Annotated in this window: 23 protein-coding genes; 6 read left to right on the forward strand and 17 right to left on the reverse strand. The window is 42.3% G+C overall.

The genetic code is table 11. The features are described from left to right. Positions 1-41 precede the first annotated feature (41 nt). Both M8998_RS15115 and M8998_RS15120 read right to left on the reverse strand, forming a co-directional pair. Positions 42-494, reverse strand: a complete 453-nt coding sequence (locus M8998_RS15115) for a nuclear transport factor 2 family protein (protein ID WP_249994309.1) — start codon at positions 492-494, stop codon at positions 42-44. A gap of 316 nt (positions 495-810) precedes the next feature. Next, positions 811-2,160, reverse strand: a complete 1,350-nt coding sequence (locus tag M8998_RS15120; RefSeq protein WP_284040542.1) for a MutS-related protein — start codon at positions 2,158-2,160, stop codon at positions 811-813. Positions 2,161-2,358: 198 nt separating this feature from the next. On the opposite strand from M8998_RS15120, the gene M8998_RS15125 reads away from it, so the two are divergent. Further along, on the forward strand, positions 2,359-4,617 hold the full coding sequence (locus M8998_RS15125) for a GH92 family glycosyl hydrolase (protein WP_249994311.1): 2,259 nt from the start codon (positions 2,359-2,361) through the stop codon (positions 4,615-4,617). A 57-nt stretch (positions 4,618-4,674) separates the two neighbouring features. Here M8998_RS15125 and M8998_RS15130 read toward each other — a convergent pair whose 3' ends face one another. The 4 genes from M8998_RS15130 to M8998_RS15145 all read right to left on the reverse strand — a co-directional run bounded on the left by M8998_RS15130 (position 4,675) and on the right by M8998_RS15145 (position 8,545). Next, positions 4,675-5,919 (reverse strand): nucleoside permease, encoded by a 1,245-nt coding sequence (locus M8998_RS15130; RefSeq protein ID WP_249994313.1) that lies wholly within the window; start codon positions 5,917-5,919, stop codon positions 4,675-4,677. Between the two features lie 41 nt (positions 5,920-5,960). After that, positions 5,961-6,626, reverse strand: a complete 666-nt coding sequence (locus M8998_RS15135) for a bifunctional nuclease family protein (RefSeq protein WP_249994315.1) — start codon at positions 6,624-6,626, stop codon at positions 5,961-5,963. 190 nt (positions 6,627-6,816) lie between these two features. Next, positions 6,817-7,791, reverse strand: a complete 975-nt coding sequence (locus M8998_RS15140) for an electron transfer flavoprotein subunit alpha/FixB family protein (protein ID WP_249994316.1) — start codon at positions 7,789-7,791, stop codon at positions 6,817-6,819. A 22-nt stretch (positions 7,792-7,813) separates the two neighbouring features. Next, a complete protein-coding gene (locus tag M8998_RS15145) occupies positions 7,814-8,545 on the reverse strand; it encodes an electron transfer flavoprotein subunit beta/FixA family protein (RefSeq protein WP_249994318.1) in 732 nt (243 codons plus the stop codon). 324 nt (positions 8,546-8,869) lie between these two features. Here M8998_RS15145 and M8998_RS15150 point away from each other — a divergent pair, with 324 nt between their 5' ends. Next, positions 8,870-9,205: a tetratricopeptide repeat protein gene (locus M8998_RS15150; protein ID WP_249994320.1), complete on the forward strand. Its 336-nt coding sequence runs from the start codon at positions 8,870-8,872 to the stop codon at positions 9,203-9,205. Between the two features lie 90 nt (positions 9,206-9,295). Beyond that, positions 9,296-9,709 carry a copper resistance protein NlpE gene (locus tag M8998_RS15155; RefSeq protein ID WP_249994322.1) on the forward strand — a complete coding sequence of 138 codons (414 nt, stop codon included), beginning with the start codon at positions 9,296-9,298 and terminating at the stop codon, positions 9,707-9,709. A gap of 82 nt (positions 9,710-9,791) precedes the next feature. On the opposite strand, the gene M8998_RS15160 is transcribed toward M8998_RS15155, so the two are convergent. The 6 genes from M8998_RS15160 to M8998_RS15185 form a co-directional block, all read right to left on the reverse strand. Further along, a complete protein-coding gene (locus M8998_RS15160; protein WP_249994324.1) occupies positions 9,792-10,925 on the reverse strand; it encodes a cysteine desulfurase family protein in 1,134 nt (377 codons plus the stop codon). Positions 10,926-10,960: 35 nt separating this feature from the next. After that, positions 10,961-12,571, reverse strand: coding sequence for an apolipoprotein N-acyltransferase (gene lnt, locus M8998_RS15165; RefSeq protein WP_249994326.1), 1,611 nt, complete (start codon positions 12,569-12,571; stop codon positions 10,961-10,963). Between the two features lie 9 nt (positions 12,572-12,580). After that, positions 12,581-13,291 carry a PH domain-containing protein gene (locus M8998_RS15170; RefSeq protein WP_249994329.1) on the reverse strand — a complete coding sequence of 237 codons (711 nt, stop codon included), beginning with the start codon at positions 13,289-13,291 and terminating at the stop codon, positions 12,581-12,583. A 64-nt stretch (positions 13,292-13,355) separates the two neighbouring features. Continuing rightward, positions 13,356-14,024 (reverse strand): 16S rRNA (cytidine(1402)-2'-O)-methyltransferase, encoded by a 669-nt coding sequence (gene rsmI / locus M8998_RS15175; protein WP_249994331.1) that lies wholly within the window; start codon positions 14,022-14,024, stop codon positions 13,356-13,358. 22 nt (positions 14,025-14,046) lie between these two features. After that, the gene (locus M8998_RS15180) at positions 14,047-14,496 is read right to left on the reverse strand and encodes an acyl-CoA thioesterase (RefSeq protein WP_249994333.1); all 450 of its coding nucleotides are present in this window, start codon (positions 14,494-14,496) and stop codon (positions 14,047-14,049) included. Positions 14,497-14,575: 79 nt separating this feature from the next. Beyond that, entirely contained in the window at positions 14,576-14,788 is a 213-nt protein-coding gene (locus M8998_RS15185) for a DUF6965 family protein (protein WP_249994335.1), read from the reverse strand. A 79-nt stretch (positions 14,789-14,867) separates the two neighbouring features. Between M8998_RS15185 and M8998_RS15190 the strand changes: the two genes are divergently transcribed. Further along, entirely contained in the window at positions 14,868-15,074 is a 207-nt protein-coding gene (locus M8998_RS15190) for a YwbE family protein (RefSeq protein ID WP_249994337.1), read from the forward strand. A 29-nt stretch (positions 15,075-15,103) separates the two neighbouring features. Here M8998_RS15190 and M8998_RS15195 read toward each other — a convergent pair whose 3' ends face one another. Continuing rightward, complete coding sequence (locus M8998_RS15195; RefSeq protein WP_249994339.1) at positions 15,104-17,338, reverse strand: ATP-binding protein; 2,235 nt, start codon at positions 17,336-17,338, stop codon at positions 15,104-15,106. 125 nt (positions 17,339-17,463) lie between these two features. Between M8998_RS15195 and M8998_RS15200 the strand changes: the two genes are divergently transcribed. Both M8998_RS15200 and M8998_RS15205 read left to right on the forward strand, forming a co-directional pair. Beyond that, positions 17,464-17,709: a hypothetical protein gene (locus M8998_RS15200; RefSeq protein ID WP_249994341.1), complete on the forward strand. Its 246-nt coding sequence runs from the start codon at positions 17,464-17,466 to the stop codon at positions 17,707-17,709. Between the two features lie 179 nt (positions 17,710-17,888). Then, positions 17,889-19,001 (forward strand): DEAD/DEAH box helicase, encoded by a 1,113-nt coding sequence (locus tag M8998_RS15205; RefSeq protein WP_249994343.1) that lies wholly within the window; start codon positions 17,889-17,891, stop codon positions 18,999-19,001. Positions 19,002-19,125: 124 nt separating this feature from the next. Here M8998_RS15205 and M8998_RS15210 read toward each other — a convergent pair whose 3' ends face one another. From M8998_RS15210 to M8998_RS15225, 4 genes are all read right to left on the reverse strand, one after another. Further along, positions 19,126-19,557: a cold-shock protein gene (locus M8998_RS15210; RefSeq protein WP_249994345.1), complete on the reverse strand. Its 432-nt coding sequence runs from the start codon at positions 19,555-19,557 to the stop codon at positions 19,126-19,128. Between the two features lie 310 nt (positions 19,558-19,867). Further along, positions 19,868-20,341 carry a PA2169 family four-helix-bundle protein gene (locus M8998_RS15215; RefSeq protein ID WP_249994346.1) on the reverse strand — a complete coding sequence of 158 codons (474 nt, stop codon included), beginning with the start codon at positions 20,339-20,341 and terminating at the stop codon, positions 19,868-19,870. A gap of 117 nt (positions 20,342-20,458) precedes the next feature. Then, positions 20,459-21,532, reverse strand: a complete 1,074-nt coding sequence (locus tag M8998_RS15220) for an NADH:flavin oxidoreductase/NADH oxidase (RefSeq protein ID WP_249994348.1) — start codon at positions 21,530-21,532, stop codon at positions 20,459-20,461. A gap of 39 nt (positions 21,533-21,571) precedes the next feature. Next, on the reverse strand, positions 21,572-22,618 hold the full coding sequence (locus M8998_RS15225) for an NAD(P)-dependent alcohol dehydrogenase (RefSeq protein WP_249994350.1): 1,047 nt from the start codon (positions 22,616-22,618) through the stop codon (positions 21,572-21,574). Positions 22,619-22,757 lie beyond the last annotated feature (139 nt).

Consider the following 22,757-nt stretch of genomic DNA (forward strand, 5'->3'; position numbering starts at 1 on the left):
ATCTAGCTATTTTGCTGTATATGATAGGCTTAAATATTTTGTTATTGAACGACTGTACTAGTAGTAGGATAAGTGGTAACCACTTTGCTTACTTTCCACCCGCGATCGTTTGCATGTAAGGTGACGTAATCTACTCGGGTGAAATCGCGGAAAGCCATTGTCACTTTAGCTAAACTGGTATTCCCTGTTTCGTCAAGTATTTGATAGGTCGTTGTACAGTCGAATTTCAGCCCTTTGTTGTTCTTCAAAAATTGCATGTACTGCCTACGATTAAATGTCTTTTCAGTACGATCAGCCGTATTGCGGTATTCGAAGTCTTTGGCAAATATCATATTATTGAAGTCATTTAGTCCTTCCGTAAGAGAGGATACGTAAGCCGACAAGGTATTGCTCGATGCAGTAGGCGCAGCTGAGTAAATAGGTTTTGCTGCGAAGGATGAGAAGCTGATGATCATCAGTAAAGCTGCAGCGATGGAGGTGATTGTTTTTTTCATGATTTCTATGTTTTATTTTTTTTTGATTGTTTCTATGACTCAAAAGTAGTGTGTAAGTCGATGGTCGAGTAGGGCTAATAGACCAGAATCGGTATTTATTCGGTAAGTGCATTGAATCGATCGGCAGAAATAATCTCGAAAAAATAATGTCGGTAAAATGAGGTGGTAGAGGGTTAAAGCATACAAAAATAAATCCCGTAGCGGGGAGCTGCGGGATTTAAACCAAACCAATTATTAACCTAAATTATGAAAATTTAAATATATAACGCTGAAGTGTTAATCAATATTGTCTTTGCTGTGATTTTTTTATTATTTTTTATTGACGACTATTCTTAATCATTAATTCTTCAACAGCATCCAGTAGTCCACTTCTTTCCAGTAACCATAATCCAAGTTTTTCATTGGCCACGCCTTCTCCTAATTGGTAAGTGAATTTTGGTATTTCATTTTTAGCTAATTCTGTTTTCATGCAATACAACTGAACATTCGGATACGCCTTAATACCATCAACCAACTCTGTTAAATGCGAAGAAATAATAATGAATGGTCTTTCCAACTTCGTTAAATACTGCACCACTTTTTTTGTTGACGCACATGCATCCTGGTAATTGGTGCCTGTAAAGAGCTCATCCAAGACAATAAAGGAGTTGGAGTTGGATTCCAATTGATCGATAATGTCACGGAGTCGGATCGCTTCATGATAAAAGTGGCTGTATCCAGCTTCCAAGTTGTCTGGCAGATTGATGGTAGTGTATAAGCCATCTAAGACAGGCGTATGCATGGATCTAGCAGGGACTGGCAATCCGATGTGTGTTAGATATATTGCTATAGATAATGCTTTTATTAGGGTCGATTTACCTGCCATATTGGCTCCAGTAAGAAACCATAGATTGCATTGCCTTTCAAATGAAATGTCATTGTTGACTGACTTTTCATAAAAAATGTGATAAAGACCTTCTATCTCAATAGTATCAAGGGAACCAGGAACGTGTACGCGCGGAAACGTCAACTTCATTTTTTTGGCTGTAGCCGCTATGGCTGTATAAGCATCCAAATCATAAATAAATTCGAGTATTTTTTGCATTTTGTCGGTCAGATGGACTCGGATGTTTTCATCATATATATGTATATTTCTCCGACTGACTTTCATTTTTCTGGTCTTAAAGTCATTCCCAACAATCACGGTCAGGCACTGCCTAACAATCAGTTGAATGTTTTCAAATGCTAGAATCGGATTTGAATTTCCATGACTATCTAATGTCACCAGCAAATCATCCAGCTGCCTAAGTATTTGCACCGTATCTTGGATATAGCACTTCTTGTAATAGAAACTGGCGGAGTACTGTTCCCATAAGGCAATCGTGGACCATAACGTGTTTTTCCTATCCGCATCCGAAAAAGCAGACCTCCAATACTTGGACAAATCCTCCATCATCCCACGATCGAAAGGAAAGATAAGATTGCTATTCAGACAGGCTAGGATGGCCTGCTGTCGAGATTGGATAACATGCAGATCATAAGACGGATGGTAGAATATATACTGAAGAGCCTCTTTACCGCCAACCGTTATAGTTTTATCGAAGCATGCAAACACACTTTGGTGATGCTCGCCAAATATCTGAAGATCTTGATAGGTTTGTTTATCGATTTTAAATACTTTCTCCAAAATAGCCTGAGATTCATAATTTATATTTCTTTAAGGTACTAAATTTTATGATTGTAGATGTTAGATATCTAATGTGGGGTATCACTAGATGAATCATGAAGTATACCGGATACATTGATTATTAGACTTTACTAAATCGTTTTTTGTATCGTTAGACTTGTATATTATCATTATCTTGAAGCACCAAAAAACATATTTATGCTGAAATCCTTTTTATTGTTATCTGGGGCAATAGGGCTCTTACATACTACCTTCGCTCAATCTAGTACAGCAGATCTGCAAAAGCCAGTGGACTATGTAAATCCCTACATGGGCAATATCAGCCACTTGCTCGTACCGACATATCCTACAGTACACTTGCCGAACAGTATGTTGCGTGTGTATCCTGAGCGAAATGATTTCACAACCGATCAGTTGCGCGGATTGCCGCTGGTGGTAACTAGTCATCGCGGGCGCTCGGCTTTCAACCTGAGTCCGGTAAACGGGTCTCAGCATGCCGCTTGGAAAAATGTGTATGCATATGCTTATGACAACGAAGAAATAAAGCCTTACTATTATGGCGTATCGCTTTTAGAGGAGCAAATAGACGTTGCTTTTGCTCCTTCGCATCAATCCGGCATTTATGCGCTAAACTTTCAATTGGGAAAAGATAAGTCAGTTGTTTTCAACTCTGGGTCGGGAAGCGTGAAGGTGAGTGGAAATAGCATTACGGCTTCACAGGAACTTCAAAATAATACCACGGTTTACTTGTATGGTGAATTTGATCAAAAAGCCAGTACTGCGGGTGTGATAGAAAACGGCAAATTGATCGCTAAGAAAACAGCCGTTTCCGGTAAGCAGTCCGCTGTGGTGTTAACTTTTGATAGGGGAGGGCAAGAATTGCATTTTCGCTATGGCATATCCTTTATCGATGCGGAGCAAGCCAAGCGCAACCTGCAACGGGAGATCAAACATTTTGATGTACAAAGGGTCGCAGATGCTGGTCGCGATATCTGGAATGAGCGTCTTTCTACCGTGCAGATAGCGGGTGGCAAAGCCGATGACAGAGTAGTATTTTACACCTCTTTATACCGTTGTTTTGAGCGTCCGGTGAATATCAGCGAAGACAATCGGTATTTCAGTGCCTTTGATGGGAAAGTGCATACAGATTCCCGACCTTTTTATACAGACGATTGGATCTGGGATACCTATCGTGCTACCCATCCATTAAGGTTATTGATTGATGAGCAAGTGGAGTCAGATGTGCTTCAATCGTATGTACGTATGGCCGAACAGATGGATCATTTTTGGATGCCAACATTTCCGGAGATCACCGGAGATTCTAGAAGAATGAATTCTAATCACGGGGTGGTTACTGTTGCCGACGCCTACGCGAAGGGGTTGCGAAGCTTTGATATAGAAAAGGCCTATGAAAGTGGCAAGCGTGCTGTACAGGAGAAAACCCTTGCACCATGGTCTGCGGCTCCAGCGGGATGGTTAGACAACTTTTACAAAGAACATGGATTTATTCCGGCGTTGTACCCGGGTGAGGAAGAGACCGTGCCAGAAGTGCATCGGTTTGAAAAGCGGCAGCCGATCGCGGTAACCTTAGGTACTTCGTACGATGAGTGGGCTTTGGGCCAGCTTGCACAAACACTCGGACATACTCAAGATGCAGAAGGTTTCTTAAAAAATGCACTGAATTATCGGAACTTGTTTAATGCAGAAACGAAATTCTTTCATCCCAAAGATAAAGATGGAAAATTCATTATGCCATTTGATTACCGGTATGCCGGTGGTCAGGGTGCGCGCGAATATTATGGGGAGAATAATGGCTGGGTATATCGCTGGGATGTGCCGCATAATGTGAGCGACCTTATGACGTTGATGGGCGGCCGAGAGCAATTTAATCAAGAGCTAGACCGTACTTTCCGAGAGCCTTTAGGTAAAAGTAAGTTCGAATTTTATAGCCAACTGCCCGATCACACCGGCAACGTCGGACAGTTTTCTATGGCTAATGAGCCCAGCTTGCACATTCCCTATTTATACAATTATTCGGGTAAGCCATGGATGTCCCAAAAACGAATAGATGATCTCATCCATCAATGGTTTAGAAATGATTTGATGGGCATGCCGGGCGATGAAGACGGTGGTGGTATGTCGGCATTCCTCGTGTTTTCGATGGCCGGATTCTACCCGGTTACACCGGGTATTCCTGTGTATACGATCGGTACGCCGTTCTTCGAGAATATCACGATGAAATTATCGAACGGGAAAGAATTTACGATTAGAGCGCAAGGACGTACAGCAAAAAATAAATATATACAATCAGCTACGCTGAATGGCCAAACCTGGGATAAGCCTTGGTTTACTCACGAAGAGTTAGCGAAAGGCGGCGTGTTAGAATTCGAAATGGGAGATCGACCGAATAGGGAGTGGGGGGCAGACGCCCCACCTCCATCATTTCAAATGCCTTAGGGAAACCTAAGGCATTTGCCGTTTATAGTAATCAATTTTGTTTGATGGCGCGTGGTGTTATTGTACCACTGCCGGGTCGTGCTTATGCTTAAACATAAAGGAGAACAAGAAGGCCACCAAGAGAGAGTAAGCAGCAAAGCAAAGCCATATTTCTGTCCACATCATATTACCTTGTGCATCTAACAAAAAGTGATCGATGGCATAACCACTGAGACGGCTACCTAAAATAGCGCCGAAACCGTTGGTCATCATCATAAACATACCTTGTGCTGATGAGCGGATGTCGGGCGTGGTAGACGTTTCTACAAAAAGCGACCCGGAGATATTGAAAAAATCAAAGGCCATACCATAGACAATACAGGATAGTACGATCATCCACAAACCGTCTGCCGGATCACTGTACGCCAATAGCGCAAAGCGTAATACCCAAGCCAACATGCTAATAAGCATGACCTGCTTAATTCCAAAACGTTTTAAAAAGAAGGGGATCGCCAGAATGAAAACCGTTTCTGAGATCTGAGAAATGGACATGATGATGGTCGAATTGCGCACGATCAACGAATCCGCGTATTTCGGAAACGATTCAAAATGGGAAAGAAAGGTATCTCCATACATATTGGTGAGTTGCAGTGCCGCACCAAGAAACATAGAAAATACAAAGAATAAGGCCATCTTGTAGTTCGAAAAAAGCCTAAAGGCTTTTAATCCGAGCTGTCCTGCTAAGGTGGATTTTTCTGATTTGGAACGTAACGGTGGACATGCTGGTAAGGTAAAGGCATAGATACCCAAAGCAAAAGCTGCGATGGCAGATAGGTAAAATTGTCCTTCAGAAGCCTTATTGCCAGATAAATTTGTTACCCACATGGCCGCGATAAATCCTATGGTACCCCATACCCGAATTGGTGGGAATACTTTGACCACATCCAATTTACTTTTTTCTAGAATAGTGTATGCAATAGAATTGGATAGTGCGATTGTCGGCATATAGCAAAACATCGCTGCGAGGATAACCCAAAAGAACTGGTTGGGATCGTCTACCTGTGGTAGGTAGAGAAAGATTGCCCCAAAGAGGAGGTGTAATACACCATACAATTTCTCGACATTTAACCATTTGTCGGCAATGATGCCGGTAAGGGCAGGCATAATGAGTGAAGAAATCCCCAAGGTGGAAAATACAGCTCCAAAGTCATTTCCTGACCAGCCCTTATTTTGAAACCAGTAGACTCCAATAGTAATTAACCAGGCTCCCCAAACAAAGAACTGCAGGAAACTCATGATGGTCAATCGCAATTTTATAGACATATAAAAAAGGTAGATTAAGAAAAAATGCTAATAATATGAAGTTATGGCTTTCTTTGATCGATTTCGTCGCGAATTTTCGCTGCGGTCTCGTATTGCTCACTTTGTATTGCTTTTTCCAGACTGCTCTCTAATTGTTCCATAGATAGAGAAGCATACGGAGAAACGGGCTCTTTGGTTGTATTTTTTGCAGGTATATTTTCTGCTTTCTGACTGTCTGCGGTTTCCTCTTTTTGGGACCTGTCAGCATGGCTACTGCCAAAATTTTCGATGTTTTCTAGGAAAGCAAAATCGTTGCCCTCAATGACGATTCCTGCCGAGCTCATGATGAAATCGTAGGTGTATATCGGGCATTTGAAACGTACCGCCAGCGCTACTGCATCTGAGGTGCGTGCATCTATTTCCGTGATTACCTGCTCACTATCACGACATTGTAATTTGGCGTAAAAGATGCCATCCACCAGATTATAGATTAAAACCTCAGATACACTCAGGGAGAATGTTTCTGCAAAGGTTTTAAACAGGTCGTGTGTTAGCGGCCGACTGGGAGTCATTTTTTCAATCTCCACTGCAATAGCCTGGGCTTCAAATCCACCTATAATAATAGGTAACCTGCGATTGCCACCCACTTCCCCTAACACAAGCGCGTAAGCACCAGACTGGGTTTGACTGTAGGAAAGTCCTACGATATCTAATTGTATTTTCTTCATGCACAATGTCCCATTGGTCGTTTACGAAGTCTTGCTGATCGCTTGATGAATAATCTATCCGAGCGCGAAGACCAAGTCGGTCCGTTTCCGCTACAAAGATGTAAATATTAACAGCAAAAAAAAAGCAACCAGGGCATTTTTTACAGCCGTGGTTGCCTTGGAATCAGCAATTAACCGATTTTATGTTTTATTAATTTGCTTTATGTGCTTGTATCGCTGCTGTTAGTTTAGGTACGATTTCCAATGCGTCGCCTACAATGCCGTAGTCTGCTACCTTAAAGAAAGGAGCTTCTGGGTCTTTGTTGATGACTACAATAGTTTTGGAAGAACTTACTCCTGCCAAATGCTGAATCGCTCCAGATATACCGATCGCAATGTACAAGTTAGGGCTTACCACTATGCCGGTTTGTCCTACATGTTCAGAATGCGGGCGCCATCCAGCGTCTGACACGGGCTTAGAACAGGCGGTTGCTGCACCGAGTACTTCTGCAAGCTCTTCAATCATAGCCCAATTTTCTGGGCCTTTCATGCCTCGTCCAGCAGATACCACTATTTCTGCTTCTGGCAAAGAGATCTTATCTGTAGCACGTACAATATCTTTTACCACCAGATTTAAATCGCCAGCATCCACCGAAGGGGATAACGTCTCGATAACCGGAGTTTCTTCGCTGCGAACGGGCTCGTGCGAATTTGGGTTTACCGCGATCACTTTTTTGTCTGCGGTAATCACTTCTGTCGCAAAGGCCTTGTTAGAAAAAGCGGTCTTCTTTACCTGCAAGTCATTTCCAGAAAACGTAGGTAACTCCATGGCGCCATCCGCTAAGCCGGCTTCTAATTTAGCCGCCAAACGCGGGGCGAGTCCTTTACCGCTAAAGGAGTTTGATAGGACGATAATATGGGCTTGCTCTTTGGACGCTGCTTCTGCAATGACAGCAGCATAAGCCTTATTAATAAATTGTTTAAGCTGTTCTTGATCGACTTTCACTATTTTGGAAGCACCGAACGCCGCTAATTTATTCAACTCTTCATCGGCTACATTTCCGATCGATAGCGCAGTCACACTTGTGCTTTGTTCCTGAGCGATTGCCTTAGCATACGAAACGACCTCAAAAGCCGATTTTTTGAATTTGCCTTCTATATTCTCAACATATACGAGTATTGCCATGATGTTTTTTTCTTTTAAATAATTATAAAACCTTTGCTTTGGTGTGCAATAGATTCACCAGCTGTTCTACTTCATCTACCATGGCTACCTGACCACGAGGAGCTGGAGATTCGTATTTTGAGATACTGCTTAATACCGGTACATCTACCGCAGGAACTACCTGAAGCGACTTGGTGCGTGCCGACATAATGCCACGCATATTCGGGATTTTTGGCTCTGCAACGCCCTCTGCGGTGCCTAACACGACTGGTAACTGTGTGCTCAACACTTCTTTACCACCTTCGATCTCGCGTTCGATGGTAATCTCGCGATCCTGGATATCAAACTTTTTTACAATAGATACAGACGGGATATTCAAGAGCTCTCCGACTAATGCGGCTACTTGCGAACCATTGTAATCGATGGATTCTCTTCCTGTCAATATTAGATCAAATGATTGTTCCGATGCATAATGCGCAATTTGCTTCGCCACAAACCAAGCATCGCGCGGTGCGGCATCAATTCGTACCGCATCGGTGGCGCCTACAGCCAATGCTTTGCGGATAGTAGGCTCTGTACTCGCGTCACCGACATTGATCACGGTGATGGATCCATCGGTACCTTCTGTTAGTTCTACGGCACGCGCCAAGGCGATTTCGTCGTACGGATTAATGATAAATTGTACACCGGACTGATTGAACTCGGTGTGATCACTGTTAAAAGTGATTTTGGACGTGGTGTCCGGCACATGACTAATGCAAACTAAAATTCTCATAATTTATATTTAAACGATGTGTGTGCGTTCTATTCAAACTTACATTATTATAAACTAAATTCTATGGCCTATTGTTGTGTTCTTCTGAATTACTGAGCCTAATTGAGTTACGATTTTATTGTTTTTTAGCCGTTATTATTAAAAATACGTTATCAAAACTCCGTTAAATCAGTGATTTATTTTTTAATTTTTCCTTTTTAATTGATTTTTTAACAAATATCAATATAGTGTAAAAATCTATGCCAGCATAGCTTTTTTTTGGATTTTGTGATAGCAATTCATCTTCCTTATAGAACCTATTTTAGGTTTTAGTAACTTTGAGCTATGAATGAACGTTTAGGGCAATTACAGGAGTTATTAAAAGAATCCCCACAAGATCCATTCTTACATTATGCGGTTACTATGGAGTACGTAAAGCTGGATAACAGATTGGATGCGTTAGCGGGTTTTGAAAACATGATTTCAAACTTCCCAGATTACGTAGGTACATACTATCATTTTGGTAAATTTCTAGAAAAGGAAGAGCAACTTAATAGGGCATTGGAAATCTACCAACAAGGTATGGAGATAGCCAAATCAAAACGAAATATGCACGCCCTAAACGAATTGCGGGGTGCTTACAACCTCGCATTGGGAGAAGACGAAGAGGATGAATTCTAATCTCCAACGTAAATTATTGTTAATTGTTTGAGCAATATCAGGAAATGGTACTTTTTTTGTTAAGGTCTAATATAGAGATAAAATGTTGCTATGCGGATCTACTTATATATCATTTCCATCCTGACGGCATGCCTTGTTTCGATATCATGTATCAACAACAAGGCAAATGCTGATGTGGAATCCAACGTAGATCGTAGTCGGCAGAAATACAACCTTTCTGGAAGGTATGAGGGTAATTTACCCTGTGCAGATTGTTCTGCTATCTCCACAACACTCGTTTTGAATAAAGACCGCACCTATTCCCTTCATTATACCTATGTAGGTAAAAGTGATGAGCTCTTTCACAAAGATGGTGTATGGCGTGTAGATTCTGATGTTCTACACCTGGAAAGCGAAGATTATAATTATAAGATAGAGGGAGATCGATTAAGTCAACTCGATCTTTCGGGTAAAGAGATGACTGGTAATCTTGCCGGGAAATATATTCTAGATAGAGTAGACTGATCTTTCAAGAGATCTATCGCTTTCTATAAAAATGCATAAAAAATAATCGGGCTCACCAATATCTGGTGAGCCCGATTATTTTTTATGATTTTACATATAGTTTTTCAAGTTGCTCTACCACGTAATCGATTTCTTCTTTTGTATTGTATTTACAGAAAGAGAAACGTACGGATGGTCGTTGAGGATCTGCCCCGATACCACGCAGCACGTGAGAGCCAATGTCTGAACCGGAGCTACAGGCACTGCCTCCAGAAGCGGAAATCCCTTTAATGTCTAGATTAAACAACATCATATCTGCCATATCACTTGGAGGTAGCGATACATTCAGTACAGTATAAAGCGCGTCTTTATCGTTATCAATGCCATTGAAAGCTACTTCCGGTATACGTTCAATCAACTGCTCCCTCATGTAACTCTTCAGAGACTGCACGGCTTCTTGGTGACCTTCCATATCAGCATACGCCAACTCCAATGCTTTGGCCAAACCGACGATACCGTATACATTCTCTGTACCACCACGCATATTACGCTCCTGAGCGCCTCCGAATAATAGCGGTTTTATTTTATTTTTTCCGTTGATATATAAAAACCCTACTCCTTTGGGTCCATGAAACTTATGGGCTGCACCGGTGATGAAATCGATTTGTAGTTCTTTCAAATCATGTTTGTAGTGTCCCATGGTCTGCACGGTATCCGAATGGAAAATGGCATTGTATTGTTGACAGATTTGTGATACACGCGCAATGTCAGTCAGGTTGCCCAACTCATTATTGGCATGCATGATGGAAACAAACGTTTTGGGGTTTTGCGCCAGCAGCTCTTCCAAATGAGCTAAATCGATCACACCAGTATCACTGACCCGAAGTAAGTCTAAATGTACCTTGCCTTCTTTTTCTAGTTCTTCCAACGTGTGCAGTACCGCATGATGCTCCAGAGGCGAAGTAATCGCATGCGTAATACCAAAACCCTCAATAGCACGCACAATCGCCATGTTATCTGCCTCTGTACCACCCGAAGTGAAGAATATTTCGGAAGGCGAAGCGTTGATCAGACTCGCAACCGTTTTGCGTGCCCGCTCAATCATGGTTTTTACCTCACGTCCATGTCCATGAATAGACGATGGATTTCCATAACTTTTTGTCATAGCTTCTACCATCACTTCGATCACCAAAGGATCGATCGGGGTAGTAGCGGCATTATCCAGATAAACTTGCATGCCACAAATATAACTAATCGGAAATCAAAAACGTATTATCGTGTACGTCTCACTAATAATAATATAACCGACATCAGGCCAAGTAATAAAAAAGTGTATACGATAAGGTCCTTGAATTGCGTGTAGAAAGTCAGATCTTCATTCAGGTTGATTTCCTGACTAAGTGCCGCTGGCACCCACCATTCACTTTTTTGCACCACGTCTCCGCGTTGGTTTATAAAGCCAGAGATTCCTGTGTTGGCAGAGCGTACTACCCAACGACGGTTTTCGATCGCTCGAAGTCGAGCATATTGAAAATGCTGATCCTTGCCAGAGGTATCGCTCCACCAGCCATCGTTCGTCACGATGGCGATAAATTGTGCACCGTCTTCGATATACTTGGCCACGTAGTTTCCATAGATCGATTCGTAACAAATGACCGGCGCGGCACCAATCCCACTTTGCGAATACAAAACAGAAGGTTCCAGCTGGCTACCATAACCACCAGTAGTACCTCCAAAATGTGCAAATAACGGTTTCATAAAAGCCAGAATTTCTCCAAAAGGAAGCTGTTCAACTCCTGGAACCAATTTTGATTTATGATAAAACTCCAACTTACTTGACTGGTCGATTAATACTGCAGCATTGAAATGGTCGATGAATACGCCCTCATTATATTTCCTGGCGGTAATGCTTTGTTGATCCGGGTAGATGCGGTAGCTTTCTATTCCAGAAAGCACATTGCCATTGCGGTATTCATTCAAGAATTCAAAAATACGGTGATAGGCGGGATATTCCCGAAAATCATCTTCATTGATGCCATTCGGCGAAGAGATAGCGGTTTCCGGCCATACAAAAAATTCTGTATTTGGCTTCGCTACCTGACGGGAAAGATTAAGTAATATGTCTAACTGTTGGTTTGGCGTAATAGAACCAAATTTCTGGTAAGGATCAATGTTTGGTTGCACGACCACAATTTCCGACGGGTTGATATGCTCTTCATATTGTGTGTATCGCAAGATGGAATAGCCCATTGGGATCAGCACGATCGCCGCAAGGAGTCCGATCAATCGCGATTGCGCATAGGCGCTGACCTTCACTTTGTATTGCCAGAAAATAAGAAAAGATAAAATATTAGCAATCCAGATCCAGAGAGTACCACCATAAGCACCCGTGTATTCGTACCACTGCACGAGCTGATGCGCAGAGGCAAAGCCGTTGCCGAGCGTCATCCATGGAAAGGCAAGATCCCAGGTCTGATGCAAATATTCATAGGCAATCCAGAAGGAAACTAAGCCTACAAAGCTGATCCAAATATTCCATTTTTTGCGTAGCGCATAATATCCTCGGAAGGCACAGGCCATTAACAGCGGAGCCAGGCAGAAAGGAATAAGCGCAATCAATACCGATACACCAGCGGGCAGATAGGCATTCATCGCATTGTACACCCAATAGATGGAGGCTGTATTCCAAACAACGCCGGTGACAAAAGAGAGTAGAAATACCTTACGACCTTTTCGAGGATAAGTTCCACGAATCACCTGTTCTATTGCGACCAATAAAGGTACGAATGCAATGAGAAGTAGGGGGCTGCTGTAGGGTATGGGTGGCCATGCAAACCACAATAAAAAGGCACTAAAAAGTGCCAGAAGATAATTGTTGCGCATTGTGCAAGCTTATAAGTCTCTTAGAATTTCTGCTTTCTTCGTTTCGTACTCTCCTTGGGAGATGAGTTGTCTGTCGAACAAGTTTTTCAGACGCGTCAATTTCTTGGTGGTTTCATCGTCTTCTTCTTCTTTAGGGGCTGGACGCGTTGGTATTACCGGCGGGTCAATCGCCGCAGGTGCAGGGCGATCCATTGCTGGAGCAAAGTGTCCCGGAAGCTTGCTCTCCTCGTCATCAAAGGTAATGGCTTTCGGTGCCGGAGGAGTAGCAGGATGCGGAACGTGCAGTGGAGGGGAGAGTGGCGTTTCCTTCTCCTTCGGGCTGCTTTTCGCATCTTGCATGTTATCCAGCGCTTCTTTGATCAACTGGTACAGCTTGCGTGCCTGCACTTTCGGTATATAATCTACCGTAAGGTTCTCGCCAGTAAACGGAATGACGGTCACTTTGGAGCCAAAGATTTCCTCTTTGAAGGAAATGTCTTTAATGTCGTGCCAGGAAAATATCTCGAAGTTAGTCGCCAAACCAAGCTTAGCAAACTCACACAAGAAAATGCGTTTGTTACTTAGCGTGATGCTGTCTGGAAATAGTGTCACGGCAGGTTTTTTTTGCAAAGCAATGTAGTTGATGGATTCGCCTGAGGTCAGCATATCCAGGATTTTTGCGTGGATTTTCTCTACCACTTTGGCGTCCTGGCCATCCCATGTATATTTTTCGATACTCATTTCTAGTCTATAAAATGTTTAAAACGAAGCAACTGTATTTACCAAAGATAAGGAAAAAGCCCTATTAACTTTCTTGTCCGGCTACGCAGAATACAAATTCGCCTTTTGGCGGATGTTCTGCAAAGTGACTCTTCAATTCCGACAAGGTACCGCGGATAGTTTCTTCATATAGCTTAGATAACTCTCTGGAAATGGAAGCCTGTCGCGATTCACCAAAATATTGAATAAAATCATCAATAGTACGCTCAATACGATGTGGCGATTCATAGAAAATCATGCTGCGATTTTCCGTGCTCAACGCAATCAATCGCGTTTGCCGACCTTTCTTTACCGGCAAGAATCCCTCGAAACAAAAGCGGTCGTTTGGTAACCCAGAATTGACCAATGCGGGGACAAAAGCCGTAGCACCAGGCAAGCACTGTATTTCAATGCCCTCGCGTATCGCTTCGCGCACTAATAGAAAACCAGGATCGGAGATCGCTGGCGTGCCGGCATCCGAAATTAGAGAGATTTGTTTGCCTTCTTTCAGAAAGCGAATAATTTCCTGCACGGCTTTGTGCTCATTATGCTGATGGTGTGCAAATACTCTTTTCTCAATGCCAAAATGTTTCAGCAGTGGTGCACTGGTACGCGTATCTTCTGCAAGTATAAGATCGGATTCCTTGAGTATACGGATCGCCCGAAACGTCATGTCTTCCAAGTTGCCAATAGGGGTGGGTACTAAAAATAGCATGTGTAAAAGTAAGTATAATACCTTATTCGCCGATCTCTACGTAGTCTTCTGAGGTCGGAATACGATGAAGAAAGGATTGCCAATCCGCTGGTACAGCCACTAACTTTCGGCTTTTAAGATCCAACCAAGCACCATCCACATTTACTTCGGCTGCTTTCACACCATTTTCCTTGTAGATAATGTGGCGGAAAGAGAAACGTGAATTACTGATGTTGTATTTATTCATTTCGACCTCTACCCGAATATACTCATCCAGGTGAATCTCCTTGAAGTAGATCAATTCTTCCCTAAAAAGGATTGGTCCGATCTGATGTTTTGCAAAATCGTTGAGTGATAATCCAATATTTTTAAGCATGTTTGATCGTGCCTGAGCGCAGAAATCGGCGTAAGCCGAGTGTCTTAAATGTCTATTGGCATCGATTTGTGCCCATAATACCTGGCCCTCATAGTACGTGTTTTCTGTTGTTTCCATAATTGAACAAAAATATGAATTCTTCGTGTGTACCTAAAGTTATACAATCCTTCTGGGATTTGCGGAGTGGGAAAGCTAGTTAACTGTTTTCGTTCGTAGCTATATAGAATTCCCGCAACCGTTGCCAGGCGGCAGAGCGCTGAAGATCGCCTTTGTGTCGAGCCACCATATCAAACTGTATAGCAAGAAATTGATCGGCATCGATGACCACGGCAGCAGGGTTGATCCGAATATTGTTGGGATGCTTTTTGCCTAGCAATGCTTCTTTTAGTTGTTCTGGTGTAAGCTCCATCTTGCGAAGATAGTCATTGAAAATTCAATTTAAACTGTTCCCACTCACTTTAAGTTTTCGTAATTTTGGAGAAAAAACAATGGACGGTAAAACGAGAGCAGATATAAAACGAGGAACTTTAGTGAATATTATCTTGAAGAAAGATCAGCGTACCGGTACGCTGACAGAAGGAGTCGTGAAAGATTTGTTGACATCTGCACCTTACCATAGTCGTGGAATCAAGGTGCGCTTGGAAGATGGTAGCATTGGCCGAGTAGCAGAAATTCTTCCCGACGAAGACTTCTAGGGCGCTTATTATAGTATGCATAGGGAGGATTAGCCAGCCTGTGTACTTTGAGAAAGCATTTCGATCGGAATATTAGCATTTGGGAATACGAGGTGTACTGTAGTACCCTTTTTTAACTCGCTGCTCACGTCAATCGTAGCATTTAATCTTTCTACGATACGCTTCACAATCGCCATTCCAACGCCTGTCCCTTCAAAACCAGAGGAGTTGGACATGCGTTTGAAAACATCATAGATGTTTGCCAGCTCATCAGCATCAATGCCAATGCCATTATCTGTGATACGATAATAGATACTGTTGTTTCTGACATGACTTTCTATGCATACATGTGCTTTTTCCGTTTTACTGCTATATTTGATTGCATTTCCAATAATGTTAGCAAAGATCTGATGAAACAACGTTTTCTCTCCGTAGAGTGGAAGTAGGTTTTTAACCTCAATGTTCGCAACGTCCTTATTGTATCGTGCTACATTCTCCTGAATGATCTTCCGAATGGAGGTAGATACATCGACCCATTCTGGCTCGTATTGGTATACTTTTGCGCGGGAAAACTCCAAGATTTTTTCCATCAAATTTTCCATCACCGTTACAGAATCCAATATATTGCTGGCGCCTCGGGCAACGAGCTCATGCTCTTTTCCTAATTTCTTTTGCAAAAACTGTCCAGTTAGCTTTATGGAAGACAAGGGATTACGAAGGTCGTGCGTAACCGTGTACGAATAGGTATCCAATGCATTGTTGAGTTGTATTAACTCCTGATTTAGACTGATGATCTCTTCGGATTTACGTAGGATGCTTTCCCGAACAATCTGTCTAATTCTTTTCAGAGAAAATACCTGATCATTGGTCCACTGGGGTGCTGTGCCATGAATTTGCTTTCTCCAAGCATCAAAAGACTGTCGCGGAGATGGTCGGAATAAATCTTCCTGCGCATCATATTCCATAATCTTCTCGGGATTGCCTGCCCATTCCTCTTCTGTGATTACTTCATTTCGTAACGCATAGATGCTAAACGATCGGCTCAAGTCAATATCTACTCGCAAAAGACCTGCAAATGGTAGCTCGAAGGATAACTTTTCTCGATGATTTATAGCAAAACAATGATCCTCGAATACTAATTTTTCGGTTGTGGCCGATACAAATTGATGTAATTCGAGAATTTGATAATTATTTAACGTGGTGCAATGAACGAGTAACTGATCTTTGTTGACAACTACTATCGCATCGGCATCGATGAGTTTGGCCAATTCAGGCAAATCTGAGCGTAGTGCGGTGAGTACATCACTTTTAATCAGCATGCTTTCTTTCAGTTTTAACTCTAAAGAAGCGATACGACGATCGAATTCCAAATCTCGTTCACTGGCAATAGTGAGGTGTTTATTAACAGCAAATTCGGTTAGGAATAATCCAAGTGTGCGTTTTGGATAGTCTACATGAATTGGCATGCTATGCTGGCATGCGACTAGTCCCCATAATTTGCCTTGTACAATGATCGAAAAACTCATACTTGCCTGAGCGCCAGCATTTTTCAAATATTGGAGGTGGATTGGCGAAAGAGCACGTAAGTTGCAGGTAGTCAAATCAAAAGGAGCCGCTTGATTCGATAAAATTGCGTAGGTCTGTCCGTCAATATCCCATGTCTGCCTAACGTGGTGTTTCAAGTACAGTGCTCGTGCCTGTTTAGGGATATCGAATTCAGGAAATCGGAATCCGAAATAGGAGGAGATGTCACTTCGCTTATTTTCCGCAATAACCTGTCCGCTGTTATCTTCCAAGAATTGGTAAATCATTACACGGTCATAACCAATTATAGAACGTATATTTTCACATAGCGCATCCCAAACGTGTTCTCCAGCTTGATTGATTTTTTTAGAATACGAGGAGAGGAGTAAAGTATGCTCGTTAACATCACCAACATCTTCCAATTCGACATGAAGATGTTGTTCTACGCGATATGCTTTAACAATGTAGTTGTACCCATCTAGCTGAAGAGGCATCACGTGCCTATCATCTCCAGTGAGCGGTATTCCATCAATAAAGGCAATGAGCTTTTCGCTAGCGTGCGCGGCAAATCGTGTAAAGAGCTTATCCGCTGGTTCGCCCAAATAAACAGCTAAGTCCTCTTCACCCAAATAATAGTCCCAATTTTCGCTAAAACCTATGATACATTGCTTATGATCCAGAATTATTAGCTTCCCAAAACTTTGAATCCGACCAACAAACTGGATTGGTTCGTTCTCACAGAGAACATGGTTTACTGCCATACCGACTAAAATAGTCTATAAAGGTAGTATAATATTACGAATTTACAACGTGCTACACAGTGAGTCATATTACCTAGGAAACTAGGGGGCTAAAACTACTTGATGTGTTCGATTGTATATAAGATATGAATACACACAGCATTACCAAAGAGCAGTTAGATAAGTTAGTGGAGACGATCGATTCTGAGTTTAAATCCTATTTCTCTGGATCTGAGTCTAAAGCGAAGTCTATTAGATCTTGCTTCTATAAGCCAGATATGTATGAGGAACAGGGATTATTTGCGTTGAAAGACGACGCTTTGTCAGATTTTCCGGATGAGTTGAAACAAAAAACCCACGAAATGATCGCCACACTCAGCAGTGTGGATTAAATTGCGTTATCAACTTTTATATACCTACTTTTGTGGACGATTGAGGCTCTGCCTATGCTTATTTTCTGCTACCCCCAGCTTATTTGCAATATTCAGCCCGACATCTAAATTTACAGATTTGATGTCCTGTTTTTCGCAATAATCGTGAAGAGCGGGTTCAACGTTCAACTTAAAGAAAAATGACATTTGAAGATTTGGGATTAATAGATCCTATAAAAAAAGCCTTGAAAGAGGTAAACTACTCACAAGCTACCGCCATACAAGAGCAAGCGATTCCCGTAATACTTTCAGGCGATGATTTGATAGGATGTGCACAAACAGGAACCGGAAAAACAGCCGCTTTCGCCATTCCGATTATCCAGTTAATTAGTCAGGCCACAACCGCAAAACGCAGCGGTATCAAAGCGCTTGTGTTGGCACCTACTAGAGAGTTAAGTATACAAATTGGAGAAAGCTTCGCGATGTTTAGCAAATTCACTGGATTGAAACATACCGTGATTTTTGGAGGCGTTACGCAATCCCGTCAGGTAGATGCAATTAAAGCTGGTTTGGATATTGTAGTAGCTACGCCTGGCCGTCTTTTAGATTTGATAAATCAAGGTTTGATCAAGTTAAACCAAGTGGAGTACTTGGTATTGGATGAGGCAGATAATATGCTGGACATGGGATTTATCCATGATATTAAACGCATCTTGAAGCATGTACCTGCTAAGCGTCAGACGTTATTTTTGTCGGCTACGATGCCACCTGCTATTCGGACTTTTGCAAATACAATCTTGCAGAAGCCAAAGGAGATCTCCGTATCTCCTGTATCTTCTACGGCAGAGACCGTTAAGCAAGCCATCTATTTCGTAGAAAAGACGGATAAGGTTGATTTCTTGATCCGAGTAGTGAAAGACAAAGGCATTAAGCAGTCTTTAGTGTTTACACGTACTAAACATGGTGCGGATCGTTTGGTCAAGAAATTATCCAAACATGGTATTACTGTTGCCGCTATCCATGGTAATAAATCGCAAAATGCACGTCAGAAAGCTTTGGGAGATTTTAAGGCGGGTAAGATCAATATGTTGATAGCAACCGATATTGCCGCACGTGGTATTGATATACATGAACTGCCTTACGTTATCAACTATGATTTGCCAGCAGATTCCGAAACCTACGTACACCGTATCGGTCGTACAGGCCGTGCAGGTAGAGGAGGAGTCGCTTTATCTTTCTGTAGCCAAGAGGAGCGCAGTGTACTGAAAAGTATTCAGAAGCTGATTGGTTTTCAGATCGAGGAGGGTGTGTAACACAGATTTCTGATCATTCAAAAAAGCCCTGATATTATCCATTCATAAAGAAATGGATAATATCAGGGCTTTTTTATATAGTGGCAAATGCATGTCGGGCATTTGACGGTCACCCTCGAAAGGGTTAATTTTGTAGCTCGACTTCGGTTATCTGATTACCTTGTTTGCTGCGCGCATATTTAAACTTCACCTTATCACCAATCTTAAGATCGATGCCTGCTAGGCGATCGTTGAAATAAACTGTATCACTCGTTTCGTTATCACGAATGAAGCCGTATCTACCGGCATCGTTGAAATAAGAGACCTTACCGAAGCGGTAAACTTCTGTTGGGTCGGCAGGACGTTGCAAATCCTCTTCTTTGAATTTGTAGGTCGTCTCTGGCGGAGTGTTCGAGATATTACCAAACTCATCAACATAGGCAAACATTTCTTCTAGATCTTTACCTTTATTGTTGTTTGATTTGTTGTACTCTCGCTTTTCCAACTTTTCTTTTTTCTTCAGTTGTTGCTTTTTAGCGCGTTCTTTCTTTTTGAATGTGAGCTGATTTCTTGACATAAATGGATTTAAGTGAAACAATAATGAAATCGTCAACATTTTGACTGTTGACTAATCCCGTGTCCTAGCTAGTCTAGCCGGACTATCCTGAGGTGTTAGGACAAAGGTACGGATTTTCTGTTAAATTTCCTAACATCTCACTTCCCATAAGGCGCAGTATGCTATAGCTAATCCGGTTTAAACCTTTACAATAGCGGATCGGTAGAATCGGCCTAAAGTATTTAATTTAGGCCGATTATTATTAAACGCATATATAGTGGGCTGATACCGGGAAAGTACCTGCATCACGATTAGAGTTGTCGCGTTTAAATCAGGTATTTACCCGGGCATTATCGCGAAGCATTTTGATGTGCTCATGGGCACTTCGTTGTTCCTGACTCTGCCTCAATACCATTTGGCGGATTGGATTATCTTCTCCGATTTCATTCTCCAAAAAATTGGTGTATGCGCTAGTAAATTCATCTTCACCACGTTCTGCAAGCTCTAATATACTAGCGCGATCTGTGGAGGATAAGGCTGCTTTCAAGCTCATCCATGCGCGGAATATTTTCCCGCTAAGAGGCGTGCCATCTATCGGCCCTTGTCCGATTTGCAAAACTAGTGGAGTGATTTCTTCCTTAAAGTCATGAGATTGCCCACGGTACATTTCAAATACTTTACGCAGATCAGTATGTTGGCCGCCTGGAAGTAATTCAATAGCCTTCGTATAACCTTCCATTCGATCGTTGTTAATTTTGACCAAATCGTGTAGTATATCTAAAGGCTCTCTCGTTGATTGCTGCATATGTATAAGGAATTAATAATTACTGCTCTATTTACAATCTGAATTGTAATTAGTTTTTAGAAACTAATTAACAGGTACTTTCTACGTTTATACCTTTATTCATTCCCTCATTATTTATCATACGAATGCACGTGTATATTGTACCGGGGGAGTAGATTTTTCTCCAAGTTCTGCTGCAGCTGCCAATGGAAAATAGGGGTTGCGCAATAATTCCCTAGCGAGAAATACCAAATCTGCATCACCATTGACCAATATAGTTTCCGCCTGTTGCGCGTTCGTGATTAGTCCAACGGTGCCCACGACGGCAGTTTCACCGAGCGAACTCTTCAAGCCACTTGCTAACGGTAGTTGGTATCCGGGGCCTATCGGAATACGTATACCACCGACCACACCACCACTGGAGACATCAATAATGTCTACACCAGCTTCAACCAACTTCTCGGTAAGCCACTTAGAATCCGCTAAAGTCCAACCCTCTTCAGTCCAATCTGTAGCAGAAATTCGCACTGATATTGGAAGATCTACAGGCCATTCCTCTTTTACGGCCTCCACAATTTCTAAAAGAAACCTTGCTCGGTTTTCGCGGCTCCCGCCATAAGAGTCGGTACGTTTATTGGACAGCGGAGAAAGGAATTCATTGACCAAATACCCGTGTGCACTGTGAATTTCTATCCATTCAAAACCTGCTTGCTTTGCTCTTTTTGCGGCTGCGCGGAAGTCATGCTGGAGCTGTAAAATATCCTCGTTGTTCATCTCCCTTGGCGTAGGTGTATCGGACGAAAAAGCGATAGCAGACGGAGCTAATAGAGTCCAGCCTCCTTCTTCTTTCGTATGCAATACTTTCATCTGATCACCTGCAACCCAGGTGCTTCCTTTGCGGCCGGCATGTGCCAGTTGGATAGCAGGCACCGATCCATTGTCTTTAATAAATTTAGCGATACGGGTGAGCCCGTCTATATGCCCGTCTTTATAAATCCCTAGATCACCAACAGATATCCGCCCGTCTGGGCGTACGGCGGAAGCTTCCAGCATCACCGTGCCTGCACCTCCCATTGCTCGAGTGCCATAATGTACTAAATGCCAGTCTGTCGCGAAACCATCTTCGGCAGAATACATGCACATTGGAGACGTCACGATTCGGTTCTTTAGAGTGATGGATTTTATGGTAATCGGACTGAATAATTTTGACATAATGCTAACTTTTTTAAATAAATATTCGATGGCTAACTATTAAAAGTTAGCCATGTCGATTACGAAACGGTATTTTACATCATTTTTCTCCATTCTTTCATAAGCTTGGTCGATGTAATCCATGTCGATCACCTCTACATCGGAGACAATATCGTGTTTACCACAGAAGTCCAGCATTTCCTGTGTTTCGGCAACACCACCAATCATGGATCCGGCAACACTATTTCGCGACATAATCAAGGAGAAAGGTGGGATTTGCGCTGGCTTCGGAGGTACGCCGACACAGATATGAGTACCGTTTGTCTTTAATAGAGACATATACGATGCGATATCATGCTCCGCACTAACCGTATCCAGAATAAAATCAAAAGATTTGCGCGCGTCTTTAAATGCTTTTTCGTCTTTAGTCACGATGAAATGATGCGCTCCTAAACGTTTTGCATCTTCACGCTTACTTTCTGAAGTACTTAACACGGTTACTTCGGCACCAAATGCTACACCAAACTTCACTGCCATGTGTCCTAGTCCGCCTAACCCCAAAACGGCTAGCTTCGATCCTTTACCTACTTTCCAATGGCGTAGCGGAGAATAAGTCGTAATTCCGGCACAGAGTAGCGGTGCAGTACCTGCTAATGATAAATTCTCTGGTACACTCAATACAAACTCTTCTTTTACCACGATGGTTTTCGAATATCCGCCGTAGGTAGGCATACCATCTGTGTATTTGTTGACATTATTATAGGTTTGAACGTTTCCTTCTGCACAGTACTGTTCTTCCCCATCATGACAACTTTCACATTCACCACAGGAGTCTACCATACATCCCGTGCCTACCAGATCACCAACTTTAAATTTACTTACCTGATCTCCGATTTGTGCCACACGACCTACAATCTCATGCCCAGGTACCATAGGATATAGGCCTTTGAACCAATCATCGCGAATCTGATGCAGATCTGAGTGGCATACGCCACAATACAATATGTCGAATTGGACGTCTTTCGGACCTAAATCCCTACGCTCAAAATCCCATGAGACTAATTTTTCTCCCGCTTTAAGTGCGGCATAACCTTTTGTTGCTATCATTTTTTATGTGTTTACTAACTGCAAATTAATACATGTTTAACCATTAATACCAAGTTTTAGTTTGCATCAACATGCTGGTATTTGGAAGAAAGACTGTGTTAATAGACGGTGAAATATAACTTATTTTAAAATATTTTAT

Source organism: Sphingobacterium sp. lm-10 (assembly GCF_023554555.1).
GTDB lineage: Bacteria > Bacteroidota > Bacteroidia > Sphingobacteriales > Sphingobacteriaceae > Sphingobacterium.

What these genes read in the sequence shown, in the direction of transcription:
- M8998_RS15115 (WP_249994309.1), bottom strand. Translation starts at nt 494, where the DNA reads ATGAAAAAAACAATCACCTCCATCGCTGCAGCTTTACTGATGATCATC.
- M8998_RS15125 (WP_249994311.1), top strand. Translation starts at nt 2,359, where the DNA reads ATGCTGAAATCCTTTTTATTGTTATCTGGGGCAATAGGGCTCTTACAT.
- M8998_RS15130 (WP_249994313.1), bottom strand. Translation starts at nt 5,919, where the DNA reads ATGTCTATAAAATTGCGATTGACCATCATGAGTTTCCTGCAGTTCTTT.
- M8998_RS15135 (WP_249994315.1), bottom strand. Translation starts at nt 6,626, where the DNA reads ATGAAGAAAATACAATTAGATATCGTAGGACTTTCCTACAGTCAAACC.
- M8998_RS15140 (WP_249994316.1), bottom strand. Translation starts at nt 7,791, where the DNA reads ATGGCAATACTCGTATATGTTGAGAATATAGAAGGCAAATTCAAAAAA.
- M8998_RS15145 (WP_249994318.1), bottom strand. Translation starts at nt 8,545, where the DNA reads ATGAGAATTTTAGTTTGCATTAGTCATGTGCCGGACACCACGTCCAAA.
- M8998_RS15150 (WP_249994320.1), top strand. Translation starts at nt 8,870, where the DNA reads ATGAATGAACGTTTAGGGCAATTACAGGAGTTATTAAAAGAATCCCCA.
- M8998_RS15155 (WP_249994322.1), top strand. Translation starts at nt 9,296, where the DNA reads ATGCGGATCTACTTATATATCATTTCCATCCTGACGGCATGCCTTGTT.
- M8998_RS15160 (WP_249994324.1), bottom strand. Translation starts at nt 10,925, where the DNA reads ATGCAAGTTTATCTGGATAATGCCGCTACTACCCCGATCGATCCTTTG.
- lnt (WP_249994326.1), bottom strand. Translation starts at nt 12,571, where the DNA reads ATGCGCAACAATTATCTTCTGGCACTTTTTAGTGCCTTTTTATTGTGG.
- M8998_RS15170 (WP_249994329.1), bottom strand. Translation starts at nt 13,291, where the DNA reads ATGAGTATCGAAAAATATACATGGGATGGCCAGGACGCCAAAGTGGTA.
- rsmI (WP_249994331.1), bottom strand. Translation starts at nt 14,024, where the DNA reads ATGCTATTTTTAGTACCCACCCCTATTGGCAACTTGGAAGACATGACG.
- M8998_RS15180 (WP_249994333.1), bottom strand. Translation starts at nt 14,496, where the DNA reads ATGGAAACAACAGAAAACACGTACTATGAGGGCCAGGTATTATGGGCA.
- M8998_RS15185 (WP_249994335.1), bottom strand. Translation starts at nt 14,788, where the DNA reads ATGGAGCTTACACCAGAACAACTAAAAGAAGCATTGCTAGGCAAAAAG.
- M8998_RS15190 (WP_249994337.1), top strand. Translation starts at nt 14,868, where the DNA reads ATGGACGGTAAAACGAGAGCAGATATAAAACGAGGAACTTTAGTGAAT.
- M8998_RS15195 (WP_249994339.1), bottom strand. Translation starts at nt 17,338, where the DNA reads ATGGCAGTAAACCATGTTCTCTGTGAGAACGAACCAATCCAGTTTGTT.
- M8998_RS15200 (WP_249994341.1), top strand. Translation starts at nt 17,464, where the DNA reads ATGAATACACACAGCATTACCAAAGAGCAGTTAGATAAGTTAGTGGAG.
- M8998_RS15205 (WP_249994343.1), top strand. Translation starts at nt 17,889, where the DNA reads ATGACATTTGAAGATTTGGGATTAATAGATCCTATAAAAAAAGCCTTG.
- M8998_RS15210 (WP_249994345.1), bottom strand. Translation starts at nt 19,557, where the DNA reads ATGTCAAGAAATCAGCTCACATTCAAAAAGAAAGAACGCGCTAAAAAG.
- M8998_RS15215 (WP_249994346.1), bottom strand. Translation starts at nt 20,341, where the DNA reads ATGCAGCAATCAACGAGAGAGCCTTTAGATATACTACACGATTTGGTC.
- M8998_RS15220 (WP_249994348.1), bottom strand. Translation starts at nt 21,532, where the DNA reads ATGTCAAAATTATTCAGTCCGATTACCATAAAATCCATCACTCTAAAG.
- M8998_RS15225 (WP_249994350.1), bottom strand. Translation starts at nt 22,618, where the DNA reads ATGATAGCAACAAAAGGTTATGCCGCACTTAAAGCGGGAGAAAAATTA.